The organism is Lentisalinibacter sediminis, from assembly GCF_040706615.1.
In the GTDB taxonomy this organism is placed as follows: Bacteria; Pseudomonadota; Gammaproteobacteria; order Steroidobacterales; family Woeseiaceae; genus Lentisalinibacter; species Lentisalinibacter sediminis.
In genome coordinates this window covers 111,515-125,977 of the sequence record NZ_JAPDRF010000009.1, presented here as the reverse complement: position 1 = coordinate 125,977, position 14,463 = coordinate 111,515, and the positions used below count along the sequence as shown (strand labels likewise).

Annotated in this window: 12 protein-coding genes; 7 read left to right on the top strand and 5 right to left on the bottom strand. The window is 68.3% G+C overall.

Going from position 1 to position 14,463, the window contains the following annotated elements; genetic code table 11:
• Window positions 1-2 precede the first annotated feature (2 nt).
• Window positions 3-917: a hypothetical protein gene (locus ACJMKX_RS17605; protein WP_405228284.1), complete on the bottom strand. Its 915-nt coding sequence runs from the start codon at window positions 915-917 to the stop codon at window positions 3-5.
• On the bottom strand, window positions 914-1,474 hold the full coding sequence (locus ACJMKX_RS17600) for an aspartyl/asparaginyl beta-hydroxylase domain-containing protein (protein WP_405228283.1): 561 nt from the start codon (window positions 1,472-1,474) through the stop codon (window positions 914-916). The genes ACJMKX_RS17605 and ACJMKX_RS17600 overlap by 4 nt, the downstream gene beginning before the upstream one ends.
• A gap of 154 nt (window positions 1,475-1,628) precedes the next feature.
• Here ACJMKX_RS17600 and ACJMKX_RS17595 point away from each other — a divergent pair, with 154 nt between their 5' ends.
• Window positions 1,629-4,058, top strand: coding sequence for a TonB-dependent receptor (locus ACJMKX_RS17595; protein WP_405228281.1), 2,430 nt, complete (start codon window positions 1,629-1,631; stop codon window positions 4,056-4,058).
• Between the two features lie 116 nt (window positions 4,059-4,174).
• A complete protein-coding gene (locus tag ACJMKX_RS17590; RefSeq protein WP_405228279.1) occupies window positions 4,175-5,176 on the top strand; it encodes an alpha/beta hydrolase family protein in 1,002 nt (333 codons plus the stop codon).
• Window positions 5,177-5,190: 14 nt separating this feature from the next.
• Here the strand turns inward: ACJMKX_RS17590 and ACJMKX_RS17585 are convergent, their stop codons facing one another.
• Window positions 5,191-5,919 (bottom strand): DUF4097 family beta strand repeat-containing protein, encoded by a 729-nt coding sequence (locus ACJMKX_RS17585; protein WP_405228276.1) that lies wholly within the window; start codon window positions 5,917-5,919, stop codon window positions 5,191-5,193.
• A 92-nt stretch (window positions 5,920-6,011) separates the two neighbouring features.
• Here ACJMKX_RS17585 and ACJMKX_RS17580 point away from each other — a divergent pair, with 92 nt between their 5' ends.
• Window positions 6,012-6,809 (top strand): DUF2189 domain-containing protein, encoded by a 798-nt coding sequence (locus ACJMKX_RS17580; RefSeq protein WP_405228274.1) that lies wholly within the window; start codon window positions 6,012-6,014, stop codon window positions 6,807-6,809.
• Between the two features lie 33 nt (window positions 6,810-6,842).
• Here the strand turns inward: ACJMKX_RS17580 and ACJMKX_RS17575 are convergent, their stop codons facing one another.
• Window positions 6,843-8,201, bottom strand: coding sequence for a pyridoxal phosphate-dependent decarboxylase family protein (locus ACJMKX_RS17575; RefSeq protein ID WP_405228273.1), 1,359 nt, complete (start codon window positions 8,199-8,201; stop codon window positions 6,843-6,845).
• A 114-nt stretch (window positions 8,202-8,315) separates the two neighbouring features.
• Between ACJMKX_RS17575 and ACJMKX_RS17570 the strand changes: the two genes are divergently transcribed.
• The 3 genes from ACJMKX_RS17570 to ACJMKX_RS17560 all read left to right on the top strand — a co-directional run bounded on the left by ACJMKX_RS17570 (window position 8,316) and on the right by ACJMKX_RS17560 (window position 11,518).
• The gene (locus ACJMKX_RS17570) at window positions 8,316-9,554 is read left to right on the top strand and encodes a putative DNA modification/repair radical SAM protein (RefSeq protein WP_405228271.1); all 1,239 of its coding nucleotides are present in this window, start codon (window positions 8,316-8,318) and stop codon (window positions 9,552-9,554) included.
• A complete protein-coding gene (locus ACJMKX_RS17565; RefSeq protein ID WP_405228268.1) occupies window positions 9,551-10,984 on the top strand; it encodes a UdgX family uracil-DNA binding protein in 1,434 nt (477 codons plus the stop codon). Before ACJMKX_RS17570 ends, ACJMKX_RS17565 begins: the two co-directional genes overlap by 4 nt.
• Before the next feature lie 102 nt (window positions 10,985-11,086).
• The gene (locus ACJMKX_RS17560; RefSeq protein ID WP_405228266.1) at window positions 11,087-11,518 is read left to right on the top strand and encodes a c-type cytochrome domain-containing protein; all 432 of its coding nucleotides are present in this window, start codon (window positions 11,087-11,089) and stop codon (window positions 11,516-11,518) included.
• Between the two features lie 36 nt (window positions 11,519-11,554).
• On the opposite strand, the gene ACJMKX_RS17555 is transcribed toward ACJMKX_RS17560, so the two are convergent.
• Window positions 11,555-12,850, bottom strand: coding sequence for a cysteine desulfurase-like protein (locus ACJMKX_RS17555; RefSeq protein WP_405228264.1), 1,296 nt, complete (start codon window positions 12,848-12,850; stop codon window positions 11,555-11,557).
• A gap of 219 nt (window positions 12,851-13,069) precedes the next feature.
• Here ACJMKX_RS17555 and hemN point away from each other — a divergent pair, with 219 nt between their 5' ends.
• Window positions 13,070-14,452: an oxygen-independent coproporphyrinogen III oxidase gene (gene hemN / locus ACJMKX_RS17550; protein WP_405228262.1), complete on the top strand. Its 1,383-nt coding sequence runs from the start codon at window positions 13,070-13,072 to the stop codon at window positions 14,450-14,452.
• The last annotated feature ends 11 nt before the right edge of the window (window positions 14,453-14,463 follow it).

Genomic DNA, 14,463 nt, shown 5'->3' with positions numbered 1-14,463 from the left:
CCTCAGTACGGCCAGACCTCCAGACCATGGACCGCGTTGCGGATGTCCTTCGTGAGCGTCACCACCGTACGCGTGCGGCCGGCAGCCAGATCGTGTATCGCGACGGTCGACGGCGAGGACCCGGCCGCGATGCGATGGTCGTCGATGACGGCCAGCCCCCGACCGAAGGCCTGACGCGCGATGCGCGAATCGTCGAGATCGGTGTGGGTGAGCTCCGCCGGGTCGTACACCGGCACGCGGAACGCCTGCTCGCGCTCCGGGGTGGCGTGGCGAACGACATCGGCCTGAGTATCGTTGAACAGCACACCGTCCAGGAAAGGCCTCGCATTGTGCACGCCCCGGGGCAGGCCGACCCGCGCGGCGATGCGCCGACCGTCGTAGGTGAGCAGCGCCCCGGTCCGCAATCCGCTGAAATGCATGCCGCGGTCGTCACAGTGGATCATATTCAGGTGCAGGCGATTGCCGGGCTCGGGACCAGGACCCTCGACGGGATCGAAAGGGGTGCCGCGGAAATCGCCGTGACCGCGCACGACGTGCAGACCCCAGCAGAAACGCTCGGCGTCCAGATCGAACCCGAGCAGCACGTCGTAGCCGGTGGAGGTGAGATAGAGCCGACGCTCGTACACCGCGATCTCGTGGCAGTGCCTGAGATACGGGTTGCGCCAGGAGTCGATGAGCCGGAAGTCGGGCGTATAGGCGAACAGCTCATCGCTCGCCGCAACGTAGACACGCTCGCCGTCGAAGGCGATGCCCCTGAGCCCGCGGTCCCAGCCGCGCCCCTGCCAGTCGATGTCAGCCGTGTTCCAGTCGACGGTCTGCACCACACGCTCGCGCTCGAGGTCTATCAGGTAGATGCCACCGTGACTCTCGCCCTGGTGGCTGCCGCGCACCACGGAGGTGGCAACGAGAATAGTCACGCCGCGCGCACGGCGCCGGGCGGCAGGTAATCGAAGATGAACGTGATGCGGTCCTCGGCGCCCTTGTTCATGACGCTGTGCAACAACTGGTTGTTGAGCTCGTAGACCTTGCCCACCTCGAGCCGGTGCGGGCGACCGTCGATCATGAAACGCACCCGCGTGTTGGTGGTAATCGGAATATGGATCCGGTGGCTGGCATGGAACGACGGGTGGGAGTCCCTGTGCGGATCGATACGCGCTCCGGCAGCCAGCCGCGCCGCCATGGCGCGGATGATGGTACCGCCGGGCGGGTAATAGCGGGCGATGATGTCCTGCATCAGTGGCAGCGCGGCGTCGGCCAGACGGTCCCAGCCGGGCTCCTTGCGCACCGCGATCTCCGGCCAGTTCTTGCCGTCCGTGAATATCATCACGATCGAAGTGGTGCGCTTGTGGACCTCGTACTCCTGCTGGCGGTATTCCTGCTCGTTCCACGCCGAATCGTCCTGGCCGAGGATCGCGGCACGCAGCGGTTCGACGTCGATGTCACCGAGTTCTTTCAGGGGCTGATCGATTTTCATGGCTACCGCCTGTTGCGATTCGTCTTGTGGCGAACAGCCAACATATGACGCTTTTCGGTATAGCAATCAAGCTGTCACGACAGATACAGCTGTAAACATCATTTGCTCTTTCGCCACGCTTGAGTAGTATTAAGCAAAACTGGGAGAGACAGCAATGGCCGATAATCAACACTTCGGTGCTGCCGCGTACAGCGGAAGTGCCATCGCCGCCGCAGTATCTGCGGCACTCGCTGGACCCAGCGCCTACGCGCAGACCCAGGGCGACGCCATCGAGGAAATCGTCGTCACCGCGACGAAACGCGAGGAGAGTCTCGCCGACATCCCGATGTCGATCCGGGCCTTCACCACGGATGACATCGTCCGCCAGGGTCTCCAGAGCCTCGACGATTACGTCGGCAAGATCCCGAGTCTCGCGCTGGCGCGCAGGGAGCCGGCGGGCAACAACGTGGTCTTCCGCGGCGTTGCAGCATCGGGCATCGATTTCGGCACCGGCCCATCCAGTAGCGTGTATCTCGACGAACAGCCGATCACGGCCTCCGGCCTGAACCCGGACCCGCGCCTCGTCGACATTGCCCGCCTGGAAGCGCTGAGCGGCCCCCAGGGCACGCTGTTCGGCGACGCATCCCAGTCCGGCACGCTGCGCATTATCACCAACAAGCCGGACCCGACCGCCTTCGATGCCTGGGTGGAGCTCGAGGCGAATCAGGTCGCCGACGGCGACACCGGTTACGACGTCAGCGGCATGCTCAACATCCCGCTGGCGGATAACAAGCTCGCACTGCGGCTCGTCGGCTTCACCGCGGAGGAAGCGGGCTTCATCGACAACGTACTCGGCACCAGCCCCGGCGGCACGTACACGAACGAGGAGTTCGTGGAAGACGACATCAATACCACGACCATTTCGGGCGGCCGCGCCGCACTGCGCTGGTTCCCGAACGACCGCTGGACCGTCGATACCACTGCCATCTTCCAGTCGACCGAGGCGGACGGTTTCGGCGACAAGGACTTCGACCAATCCGATCTCGAACAGGTGCGCTTCTTCGACGAACGATTCGAGGAGGACTGGTACCAGTTGGCGCTGACCCTGGAAGGATCCACCGGCATCGGCGACTTCATGTTCAGCGTGTCCTACTTCGACCGCGAGGTGGACTACGAAGCGGATGGCACCGAGTACATGTTCGCATTTCAGGAACTGAGCGACGCGGACGAAGCCTATTTCAACGATGTCTATGGCACGGACTACGACTTCTATTTCTACGACTTCGGCGGCGAAGTGGTCCGCGGGTACAACCTGGATAACCTTCAGTCCGAGCGCTTCAGCATCGAGGCACGCTGGTCCACGCCCGAAGTCGATGACAGCCGCTGGCGCGGCATCGTGGGGCTCTTCTACCAGAGCTTCGAGGATACCGATATCTACAAGGCGGGCGCGGAGAACTTCGCAGGTTCACCGGCCTTCTATTACCTCGCGTATAACGCTTACAACCCGTCGCTGAACGGCCTGCCACCGGGTAGCTGGGACTTCTCCGATCCCTCGGTGCGACCCGGCGACTGGTTCTTCGGCATCTACGACTCGGAGATCGACCAGTTCGCGCTGTTCGGCGAGGCCACGTTCTACCTCACGGACAGCCTGACCGTTACGGCCGGCGGCCGCTGGTATCAGGTGGACCGCAAGGAGAGGCAGGTGCTCGGCGCACTGCAGCAGGGTCCCGTGCCGAACCCGGAGACCGATTTCGTGTTTACCGATGGCAGCGGTGACGAGAGCGACGACGGTTTCGTGCCTAAGGTCAATGTGACATACAACTTCAGCGATCGGAGCCTGGCGTATCTCACCTACTCCGAGGGCTTCCGCAGCGGCGGCGCCAACGCGCTGCGCCCGAACTCGGTCTTGCCGCGGAAGTACGACTCCGACATGGTCCAGAACTACGAGGTGGGCTACAAGACGACGACGGCCGGCGGCCGGCTGTTCCTGAGCGTCGTCGGCTATCACATGATCTGGGACGACATCCAGCTCCAGGTGAACGATCCGCAGCAGGGCGTCTTCCAGCTCGGCGTGGTCAACTTCCCGGAGGCGACGATCGACGGCGTGGAGGTGCAGACCTCCTTTGTGCCGGCCCCGGGCTGGTCGCTGGATGCAACGCTCGCCTGGAACGAGGCGGAGATCTCGGAGAGTGCGACGCTGTTCCCGGGCACGGGTGCGGCCGTGGAGGCCGTGGACGGCACCCGCCTGCCCATCACGCCGGACTGGAAAGGTTCGCTCTCCATCGAACGAACCTTCCAGGACACGACGCTGTTCGGCGGTACGCCGTTCCTTCGCGCGGATTACACCTACACGGGCGAGTCCATCAATGCGCTGGCCGGGCTAGAGGCCACGGTAGTATCGCCGCCGCCGACCATCCAGGATTCCTACAGCGTGCTGGACCTGCGTGCCGGTATCGATGCCGACAAGTGGAGCGTCGGTGCCTACATCGCGAACGTGTTCGACGAGCAGGGCGATCAATTCATCAACAACCGCTACGCGAAGCGTCGGGTCACGGTGAATCAGCCGCTCACCTTCGGCGTGACCTACCGCCGCAACTTCCGCTGACTACGGGGCAGTCCGGCGACCGGAAACCGGGCCCGAGCGGCCCGGTTTTTTTATGCGCGTGCGCCGTGCCCTAGAATCCGGCCCATGAACACGCGCGGGAAACACCGGGGGCGGCCGTGAGGCAGCGGCGCGCCATCTCTATCGCCATCACGATTGCCATCGCCATTGGCGTGGCCGCCCTGGCCGCGCTCGCGTTCTGGGTCGCCGACATGCGCAGCGAGCAGCGGGACCGATTGATCGCCCGGCACGGCACACTGGTAGCGACCACCGTGGACACCGCCGACCCCGCCGCTGCGGCGCCGGGCGGCTACCTGGACGAGATCCTGTCCCTCGCCGCCGACACCGGGCTCCGCGTCGACCTGCGCGTACGGTGGCCGGATGTCGCGCCGGGAGAGCGCGTGCCCGTGCTGCTGCTGCTGGGCGGCCACCGCACGGGCAAGGACGCGGTGGAGCTGGCCGGCGTGCCGGACGGGGTCGCCTACGCGGCCATCGACTATCCCTACGAGGGCAGTCATCGCCTCCGCGGCCTGGGGCAGATCCTGAGTGCCATCCCGTCTATCCAGCAGGCCTTCCTGGACACGCCGCCGGCCCTGTCGCTCGCGCTCGACTGGCTGCTCGCACAGCCCTGGGCGGATCCGGCCCGCACGGAGCTCGTGGGCGTCAGCCTGGGCGTCCCCTTCGCCGCGGCCGCCGGCGCGCTGGACGAGCGCTTCCGGCGGGTCTGGCTGATCCACGGCGCCGGCGACAACCACGCCTGGCTGGCCCACAACCTGCGCGAGGACTTCCCCGCCGACTGGCGGCGGGCGGTGATGACCGAGCTCTTCTACACGCTGATCTACGCCGAGAGCTTCCGCACGGCGCGCTGGGTGGAGGCCATACCGCCGCGCCCGGCGGTCATTATCGCGGCGCGGGAAGACGAGCGCCTGCCGCCGGAAGCCCTCGCGCCGCTGCCCGCCATCGCCGCGCGGGAGCCCGCCGTCGACCTGCTCTGGACCGACGGGCTGCACATCGAGCCGGACCGCCCGGAGGTCATCCGACAGCTGCTCGATCTGGTGCTGGTGCGGGTGCGCCAGGACCCGCCGTCGGCGACCCCGGCGGCCGGCCCCGAGTCACGCTAGTCGCACTGGTCGCGCTAGTCGCGCACGTCCACCTCGCCGCCGATATCGTCGAAACGCAGGCTGCCGCTGCCGGCATCCATCACCGTGAGATCGCCCGCCACACCGGTGACGGTGATGCCCCCGGAACCGTCGTCCACGGTGACGCTGCCCGCCACGTCGCGCACGGACAGGCTGCCCGAGCCGTCGTCGATCACGACGTCGCCGCCGGCGTCCTGGACGGCCAGGGAACCGGAACCGTCGTCGATCTCCACGGTGCCGCCCACCCGGGTGAGCACCAGCGAGCCCGAGCCGTCCTCCACGTCGATGTCGCCGCGGACGTCGCTGATGGCGAGCGAGCCGCTGCCGTCCTCCACCTCCAGCGCGAAGCGCTCGGGCACGCGCACGTCCACGCTCATGGTGGGATGCTCGCCCCAGAACGAGCTCCAGCCGGTCTGCCGCAGTTCGGCGACGAGCTCAGCCGCCGCGACACCCCGCTCCAGGGTGAGGCGGACCTGCTCGGCGAGGATCTCCGCGGCCTCTTCGGCATCGGCATCCGGGAAGTGGATCTCCGCCCGCACCCGTATGCGGTCCGCGCCCGGCACGCCGGTGATCTCCATCGGCCCCGCGCCGGTCTCGATCTCCAGCCGGTCGAGGCCCTCGGCCTCCAGCTCGAGCTCGATGACTTCCGTATGTTCCGCCGCAGCCGGCAGCGCAGCCAGCAGTGCGACGGCTGCCGCGGTCGTCACTGTCCTCACTGTCCGCATGGTCGTCTCCTTTGTCGCGAATGATCATGCTGCATCACCCATGGATGCAATGAGCAGGGCATTCGGTTTAAATTCGGACCCGGGGGGGACGCATGATGACCAGCGAGAACGAGACGCGGCAACCCGCCGGGGGGAAGCCGGAAGAACTGCCGTTCGTGGCGCCGTGCCGGGACCTGCCTCCGCTGGCGGCGTTCGGCTGGCTGCGACGGGGCTGGCACGATCTCCGCGCCGCGCCGCGGCAGAGCCTGTGCTACGGGGTCGTCGTCATGTTCGCGAGTTACGCGGCCGGCCTCGTCGCCTGGAAGCTCGGCGGCGTCTGGCTGCTGCTGGCGATGGCCTCGGGCTTTCTGTTCGTCGGCCCGCTCATGGCCATCGGCGTGTACGAGATCTCCCGCCAGCTGGAACGGGGCACACGGCCGACGCTCGCCGAGGGCATCCGGGAGACCTCCCAGCACGTCGGCAACGCCCTGGTCTACGCCATCGTCGTGCTGGTGGTCTTCCTCGTCTGGGCCCGGGCCGCCTCGATGGTGCACATATTCTTCCCGGTGGAGACGAACCACTCCTGGCGCGACCTCGTCCCCTTCCTCGGCATCGGCAGCGCGGTGGGCGCCATCTTCGCGAGTATTGTCTTTGCCGCCAGCGCCTTCTCGCTGCCGATGATCGCGGACCGCCGGACGGACACCGTCACGGCGGTCGTCACCAGTGTGAACGCCGTGCTGCGGAACAAGGCGGCGATGGTCGTGTGGGCGGCCCTCGTGGTGAGCTGCATCCTGCTCGGTTTCGCCACCGCTTTCCTCGGCCTGGCGGTGGTGATGCCGCTGCTCGGCCACGCCACCTTCCACGCCTACCGGGAGACCATCGACGCGAGTGCCTGGCCGCCCGCCGACTAGTGTCCTGCCAGCGAGCGCCGGGCCCCGGCTCCGTCAGCCGGTGCGCACCCGCTCCGCGACCCGCAGCATGGCCGCCAGGCTGCGCTCCACGTCCGCCTCGCCGGTCGACCAGCCGCTCACGCTGATGCGCATGGCCGTGCGGCCCTGCCACACCGTCCTGCCGCACCAGCAGGTGCCGTCGGCCTGGATGCCCTCGATCACCGCAAGCGTCGTCGCCGCATCGCCGAAACTCACCAGTACCTGGTTCAGCACGACGTCGTTCAGTATCTCGTAGCCGGCCGCGGCGAGTCCCTCGGCGAAGCGCCGCGCATGCCCGCAGCAGCGCTGCACCAGTTCCGCGACCCCTGCCCTGCCCAGCTGCCGCAGCGCCGCCCACACCTCGACGCCGCGGCCGCGGCGGGAGAGCTCCGGGGTGTAGTCGGCCGGGCTGCGATGGGCGCCGGGAGGCGGCAGGTACTCGGCCGTGATCGCCATCGCCGCACGCAGCGCCTCGCCGTCCCGCACGAAGGCGACGCCGCTGTCGTAGGGCACGTTCAGCCACTTGTGCGCGTCCGTCGCCCAGGAATCGGCGGCCGCCATACCCTCGACCAGATGGCGGTGCGCCGGCGAGGCCGCCGCCCACAGACCGAAGGCCCCGTCCACGTGCACCCAGGCACCGGCCGGCTGCATCCGTTCGCACACGCGGGCCACGGGATCGCAGGCGCCGGTATTCACGTTGCCCAGCTGGGTGCAGACGATGGTGGGCCCGTCCGGTTCAGGGAGTCTCTCCGGCAGCAGACTCCCCTGATCGTTCACGGGGACGGCCACCACCCGGTTACGGCCCAGACCGAGGACGCCGAGGGATTTGCTCACGGAGGGGTGCACCTCCTCGCCGACCACGACGGTGACCGGCGGCGCGCCGATCAGGCCGTCGGCCTCGACGTTCCAGCCGGCGTCGCGCAGCACCGCGTTGCGGGCCGCCGCCAGGGCCACGAGGTTGGCCACGGTGGCACCGGTCACGAAGGAGCCGACGCAGCCCTCGGGCAGGCCGAGGACGTCCAGCAGCCAGCGCAGCGCCACCGCCTCCAGGGTGGCGGTGCCGGGGGTCGGCTCGTACATGGCGCTGTTCTGATCCCAGGCGGTGTTCAGCCAGCTGGCGGCCAGTGAGGCGGGCAGCGAGCCGCCGATCACGAAGCCGAAGAAGCGCGGCCCGGCCATCGCCGTGGTGGCGGGGGAGCCGAGCTCGTCGAGCAGCGCGAGCACCTCGCGCGGATCGCTGCCGTTCTCCGGCAGCGGCTCCTCGAGCCGTTCCAGAGCCGCGACGGCTTGCGCCGACGGCGCCACCGACCGCTCGTCCAGCCCTTCCAGATAGCGCAGCGCCCGCGCGCTCGCGTCCTCCAGCAGGTCCTTCATCGGGCTACCTCGTCCTGTCGTGCCGCCGCCGCGTTCCTCGACAATGTCTCTGCAGGGATTGACGGCAGCTGGATATCCATACAGTCTTAGTGGGCATAACAACAGTAGTCCGCCATGCCCCGCCTGACGACCATCGACAAGCTCGCGATCCTGGCCGACGCCGCCAAGTACGACGCATCCTGCGCCTCCAGTTCGGCCCGGCGCAAGGACTCGCGCGCCACCGGCGGCATCGGCTCCACCGGCGGCGCCGGCATCTGTCACTCCTACGCTCCGGACGGACGCTGCATCTCGCTGCTGAAGGTGCTGCTGACCAACTACTGCCAGTACGACTGCCAGTACTGCGTGAACCGCATCTCCAGCGACGTGCAGCGGGCGCGCTTCGGCGTGCAGGAGCTCGTGCAGCTGACCCTCGAATTCTACAAGCGCAACTACATCGAGGGGCTGTTCCTGTCCTCCGGCATCATGGTGAGTCCGGACTACACGATGGAGCGCCTGATCGAGGTGGCCCGCCGGCTGCGCGTGGAGCATCGGTTCCGCGGCTACATCCACCTGAAGACCATCCCGGACGCCGACGCCGCGCTGATCGAGGCGGCCGGCCGCTACGCCGACCGCCTCTCCATCAACATCCAACTGCCCACGAGCCGCGGGCTCGCGAGGCTGGCGCCGGAGAAAGACGCCGGCCGCATCCGCACCGCCATGGGCCGGGTGCGGCTGCGGCTGGAGGAGAGCCAGCCGGACTGCCGCGGCCGGCGGGACCCGAAGGGACTCACCGCCACGGGCCAGAGCACGCAGATGATCGTCGGCGCCGACGACGCGGACGACCGGGCGATACTGACGACCAGCGCCTCGCTCTACGCGGGCTACCGCCTGAAGCGCGTGTACTACTCGGCCTTCAGCCCCATCCCCTACCCCAGCGCTTCCCTGCCGGCGGCGCCGGCACCGCTGCTGCGCGAACACCGCCTCTACCAGGCGGACTGGCTGTACCGGTTCTACGGCTTCGGCGTGGAGGAGATTCTCGCCGGCGGCGACGGCAGCATGCTGGACCCCGCCGTGGACCCGAAGCTCGCCTGGGCGGTGCACCACCGGGAGCGCTTCCCGGCGGACGTGAATCGCGCGGACCGGGAGACCCTGCTGCGGGTACCCGGCCTCGGCACCCGGGCGGTCGCCCGCATACTGAAGGCACGGCGCCACCGCAGGCTCAGCCTCGAGGACCTGCAGCGTATGACCGTGTCGCTGCAGAAGGTACGCCCGTTCGTCGTCGCCCGGGGATGGCAGCCCGGCCCGCTGCTGGACAGTCCCGCCCTCGCCGGCCTGCTCGCACCCCCGCCCCGCCAGCAGAGCCTGCCGCTGTGAGTCGTGCCGGGGGCCGCGGCAGCATCGAGATCGTTCTCGATGCGACGGACGGCTACGAGGCCTGGCGCGACCAGGCACGCCGGCTGATCGCGGCCGCCGTGCCGCCGGAGACCACCGCCTGGCGCGAGCGGCACGCGACCCCGGACCTGTTCGCCGGCGAGCCGGCCGCGCTGCCCCGCACCCGGCGGGCCATTCTGGTGCCGAAGGACTTCCCCGCTCTGGCCGAACGGGTCGCCTGCCACCGCGACCCGCGGCGCTTCGAACTGCTCTATCGTCTGCTCTGGCGGCTGCAGGCGGAACGCTCGTTGCTGGAGGTGAGCTCCGACGCCGACGTGGCGCTGGCCGGCGACATGGCTCGCGCGGTACGCCGCGACATGCACAAGTTGAAGGCCTTCGTGCGCTTCCGCCGCGTGCGTCACACCACGGTCGAGGCTTATGTGGCCTGGTTCGAGCCGGAACATCACATCCTCAAGGCCGTGGCGCCGTTCTTCATGCGCCGCTACACGGGCATGCGCTGGTCCATCCTCACGCCGGAGGCGAGCGCGCACTGGGACGGCGACGCGCTCACCTACGGTCCGGGCGCGAACCGCGCCGACTGCCCCGACGGCGACGCACTGGAGGCATACTGGTCCACCTATTACGCCAGCATCTTCAACCCGGCGCGGCTGAAAGTGGATGCCATGCGGGCGGAGATGCCGCGCAAGTACTGGCGTAATCTGCCCGAGGCCCGGCTGATCCCGGGGCTGATCAGGGACGGCGAGAAGGCGCAGCGCTCGCCGCCGCCGGGGCGGCGGCCGGCAGCCGGCCGGGCACGGCAATGGATCAGGATGGACATGGCGGAAGAGAAGACACCGCGGACGCTGGATGAACTCGCGGCGTGCCTGCAGGCGTGCCGGCGCTGCCCCATCGGCGAGCAGGCCACCCGGGCGGTGGCCGGCGAAGGCCCTGCGGACGCCGGGCTGATGCTGGTCGGCGAGCAGCCCGGCGACCGGGAGGACCTCAACGGCCGCCCGTTCGTCGGCCCGGCGGGACGGCTGCTGGACGAGGCACTGGCGGCAGCCGGCATCGAGCGCGAGCGCATCTTCCTGACCAACGCCGTGAAACACTTCAAGTTCCGGCTGCAGGGCAAGCGCCGGCTGCACCAGAAACCGGATGCAGGCGAGATCGATCATTGCCGCAGGTGGCTCGGGCTGGAGCTCGCGATGGTGGCACCTCGGGCCGTCGTCGCGCTGGGGGCCACGGCGGCGCGCAGCCTGCTCGGCCGTCCCGTGGCCGTCGGCGAGTACCGGGGCAGCGCTCTCTCGCTGGAGGACGGCACGCCCGTGTGGATCACCGTCCACCCGTCGTATGTTCTGCGCCAGCGGGACGACCGGACCCGAGAGCGCGAACTGCGCCGCCTGGTCGCGGACCTTCGCAAAGCGGCGGGGTAGACAGTAGGTATTGCGCGAAATTGACAGGGATACCCTCGGGTCTACGATGAAACGGTGACCGAGCAAGCCGCCCATCCGGCGGCAACGCACAAGGGGGCAACCATGGGCAGATTCGTGGACACGGTTCGGGGACTCAGGATCAGGCCGCTCGCCATCGCCGCCCTCGTCACTCCGGGCATGACCCTCCTGTCGGGCTGCGAGCAGCAGGTCAGCTTCGCGGAGGACGTCCAGCCGCTCCTGGCAGCCAACTGCGCCGGCTGCCACAGCGGCTACGCGGAAGGCGAGACCAGCACCGGTCTGAACGTGACCGATTACGCGAGCCTCATGCACGGCACACGCCTCGGCGAGGTGGTGGTGCCCGGCAGCGCCGCCTCCAGCACGCTGTACCTCGTGGTCTCCGGCGAGAGCGCCCCGCAGATACAGATGCCGCCGCACCACGAGGAATCGCTCGCGGAAGGGCGCGGCGCCCCGCTGGACAAAGACGAGGTGCAGCTGATCAAAGACTGGATCGACCAGGGCGCGAAGAACAACTGATCCGCAGCCGCTCGGCCGGATAAGCGGGCGGGCGCGTCAGCCGCCGGGCGCGATCCGCGGCAGGATGCTCTCCAGCGTGTTCAGCAGCACGTCGAGTTCCTTGATGCTGTTGTAGTGCACCGGGCCCACCCGGATGACGCCGCCCGCCTCCATCAGGCCCAGCGCCCGCACCACCTCCAGCGCGTAATTGTGACCGTTCCAGACGAAGATGCGCCGCTGTCCGAGCTCGCGGGCGATCATCGCCGGCGCGACGCCCTCGACGGTGAAGGCCAGCGTCGGCAGACGCCGCGAGGAGGCGCCCGGATCCGTAATACCGTGCACCCTGACGCCGGGCAGCGCCTGCAACCCGTCGATCAGGTGACGCGAGAGTGTCTCCTCGTAGTCGAACAGCCAGGCGAGCGCGGTGTGGACGTGCAGGGCGCGGCCGCTCATGCCGGGGAAGCGCCCGGCATAGTCCGCGGCCCAGGCCTCGCCCAGGGATGCGAAGTAATCCACCGCGGCGGCCGTCCCGGCCATGCCCTCGTGGCTCTGGGTGCCCGTCTCGAAGCGCCCCGGGAGGGTATCCGGAGCGGGCCGCACCTTGTACGCCTCCAGTGACTCCAGCAACTCACCCCGGCCCCACAGGATGCCCTGATGGGGACCGAAGAACTTGTAGGCTGAGCAGGCCAGGAAATCGCAGCCGAGCGCCTGCACGTCGGTGGGCACGTGCGGCACGGACTGCACCGCATCCACGAATGTCCAGGCACCGGCCTCGCGCGCCTTCGCCGCGATGGCGGCGACGTCGTTCACCGTGCCCAGCAGGTTGCTGGCACCTGCGACGCAGACCAGGCGGGTGCGATCGCCCAGCAGGCGATCCAGTTCGGCCGGATCGAACTCGAAGGTCTCCGTATCGAACGGCAGCCACTTCACCTCCAGACCGTGGTCCCGCGCCATCAGCACCCAGGGCCAGATGTTGGCGTCGTGGTCCATCTGCGTGACGATCACCTCGTCACCCGGCGATAGTGCCGCGCCGATGGAGCGGGAGAGATGGAAGGTGAGGCTCGTCATGTTCTGCCCGAACACGATCTCGTCGGCCGAAGGCGCGTTCAGGAAGTCCGCCATGGCCTGGTGGGCGTCGGCGACGATCTCGTCGGCCAGCCGGGAACTCTCGAAGGGCCCGCCCAGGTTCGCGTTGGCCTCCAGCAGGCAACGGCTCATCCTGTCGACGACGGTCGCGGGAACCTGCGTTCCCGCCGGATTGTCCAGATAAATGCGCCCGCCGATGTCCCCGTCCAGGGCCAGGGCGGGGAAGCGCTCGCGGATTTTCTCGAGGGGGTAGTCCTGTACGGCCATGGGGCCTCCCGGGGTCACGAGGGGCGCATGATGAAGGGCAGGGTCCGTCGCGGCAAGCCGCCGCCTTCGGCTAATGCCTATGCAGGCGGTCGCGGCGTTCGGGTACGGTTAGCCTCGGGCCGGGGAGCGAACCTCTTACCATAATCTTTATGGTTCAATGACATGTGGCCGCCGCGCGGCGGTATCGGGATTCAGATTCAGGGATTCAGGAATATCGGCATGCAGCCAATCAATTTCGACGAGGCGCTGATCAGGCGCTACGGAGGCCGCGGGCCCCGCTACACCTCCTACCCCACGGCGGTGCAGTTCCACGAGTTCGACGAAGCGCAGTACAAGCGCCAGTGCGTCCTCAGCAACGAGCGCAACGACGGACCCCTGTCGCTGTACCTGCACATCCCCTACTGCCACACGCTCTGCTACTACTGCGGCTGCAACAAGGTGGTGACCCGCAACCGGGACCGTGCCGGCGAGTACCTAGGCCACCTCTTCCGCGAGGTGGAACTCCAGTCCGCCCTGTTCGACGACGACCGGGTGGTGGAGCAACTGCATCTCGGCGGCGGTACGCCGACCTATCTCAGCGAGGAACAGCTCTCCTCGGTCATGGCCAAGCTGGGCGAGCACTTCCGGCTGCGCGGCGACGGCCGGCAGGAGTTCTCCATCGAGATCGATCCGCGCAGCATCCGCCCCGGCATGGTCTCCGCGCTGGCCGGAATGGGCTTCAACCGCCTCAGCATGGGCGTGCAGGACTTCGACCCGGAGGTGCAGAAGGCGGTCAACCGCATCCAGCCGCCGGAGGAGACCCTGCCCCTCATCCAGCAGGCGCGGGACGCCGGCTTCCGCTCCGTCTCCATCGACCTGATCTACGGCCTGCCCATGCAGACCCCGGAGCGCTTCGACCGCACGCTGGACACCGTTCTGGAGGCCCGGCCGGACCGCATCTCGGTCTACAGCTACGCCCACCTGCCGCAGATGTTCCGCGCACAGCGTCTGATCCGCCAGGAGGACCTGCCCAGCGACGACGTCAAGCTCGCCCTGCTCGGCCACACCATCCAGCGGCTCTGCGCGGAGGGCTACGAGTACATCGGCATGGATCACTTCGCCCGCAAGGACGACGAACTCGCCATTGCGCGCGAGAACGGCACCATGCAGCGCAACTTCCAGGGCTATTCCACCCACGCGGACACCGAGCTGATCGCCCTCGGCGCGAGCTCCATCGGCCGTATCGCCGACTGCTACAGCCAGCACACCCGGCACGACCACGACTACGGCCGGCGTATCGAGGAAGGCCACCTGCCTGTCGAGCGCGGACTCATCATGAGCGAGGAGGACAAGCTCCGCGGCAAGGTGATCCAGTCCCTCATGTGCCGGGACCGGCTGATCTTCAGCGAGATCGAGGAGCGCTTCGACATCGACTTCCGGAGCCGCTTCGCCGACGAGCTGGCGGACCTGGCGCCGCTGCAGGAGGACGGCCTGGTAGAAGTGGACGATGCGTCCATCCGCGTTACGCCAACGGGCCGGCTGCTGCTGCGGGCCATCGCGATGGTGTTCGACGGCTACCTGCGGGCGCAGGCCGAGCCGCAGCGCTACTCCAAGATCATCTAGGCGGGTACGCG

Bases quoted from the DNA above. Each gene is read 5' to 3' on its own strand.
- ACJMKX_RS17570 (WP_405228271.1), top strand. From the start codon at position 8,316: ATGCCCCGCCTGACGACCATCGACAAGCTCGCGATCCTGGCCGACGCC.
- ACJMKX_RS17600 (WP_405228283.1), bottom strand. From the start codon at position 1,474: ATGAAAATCGATCAGCCCCTGAAAGAACTCGGTGACATCGACGTCGAA.
- ACJMKX_RS17595 (WP_405228281.1), top strand. From the start codon at position 1,629: ATGGCCGATAATCAACACTTCGGTGCTGCCGCGTACAGCGGAAGTGCC.
- ACJMKX_RS17585 (WP_405228276.1), bottom strand. From the start codon at position 5,919: ATGCGGACAGTGAGGACAGTGACGACCGCGGCAGCCGTCGCACTGCTG.
- ACJMKX_RS17580 (WP_405228274.1), top strand. From the start codon at position 6,012: ATGATGACCAGCGAGAACGAGACGCGGCAACCCGCCGGGGGGAAGCCG.
- ACJMKX_RS17560 (WP_405228266.1), top strand. From the start codon at position 11,087: ATGGGCAGATTCGTGGACACGGTTCGGGGACTCAGGATCAGGCCGCTC.
- ACJMKX_RS17575 (WP_405228273.1), bottom strand. From the start codon at position 8,201: ATGAAGGACCTGCTGGAGGACGCGAGCGCGCGGGCGCTGCGCTATCTG.
- hemN (WP_405228262.1), top strand. From the start codon at position 13,070: ATGCAGCCAATCAATTTCGACGAGGCGCTGATCAGGCGCTACGGAGGC.
- ACJMKX_RS17555 (WP_405228264.1), bottom strand. From the start codon at position 12,850: ATGGCCGTACAGGACTACCCCCTCGAGAAAATCCGCGAGCGCTTCCCC.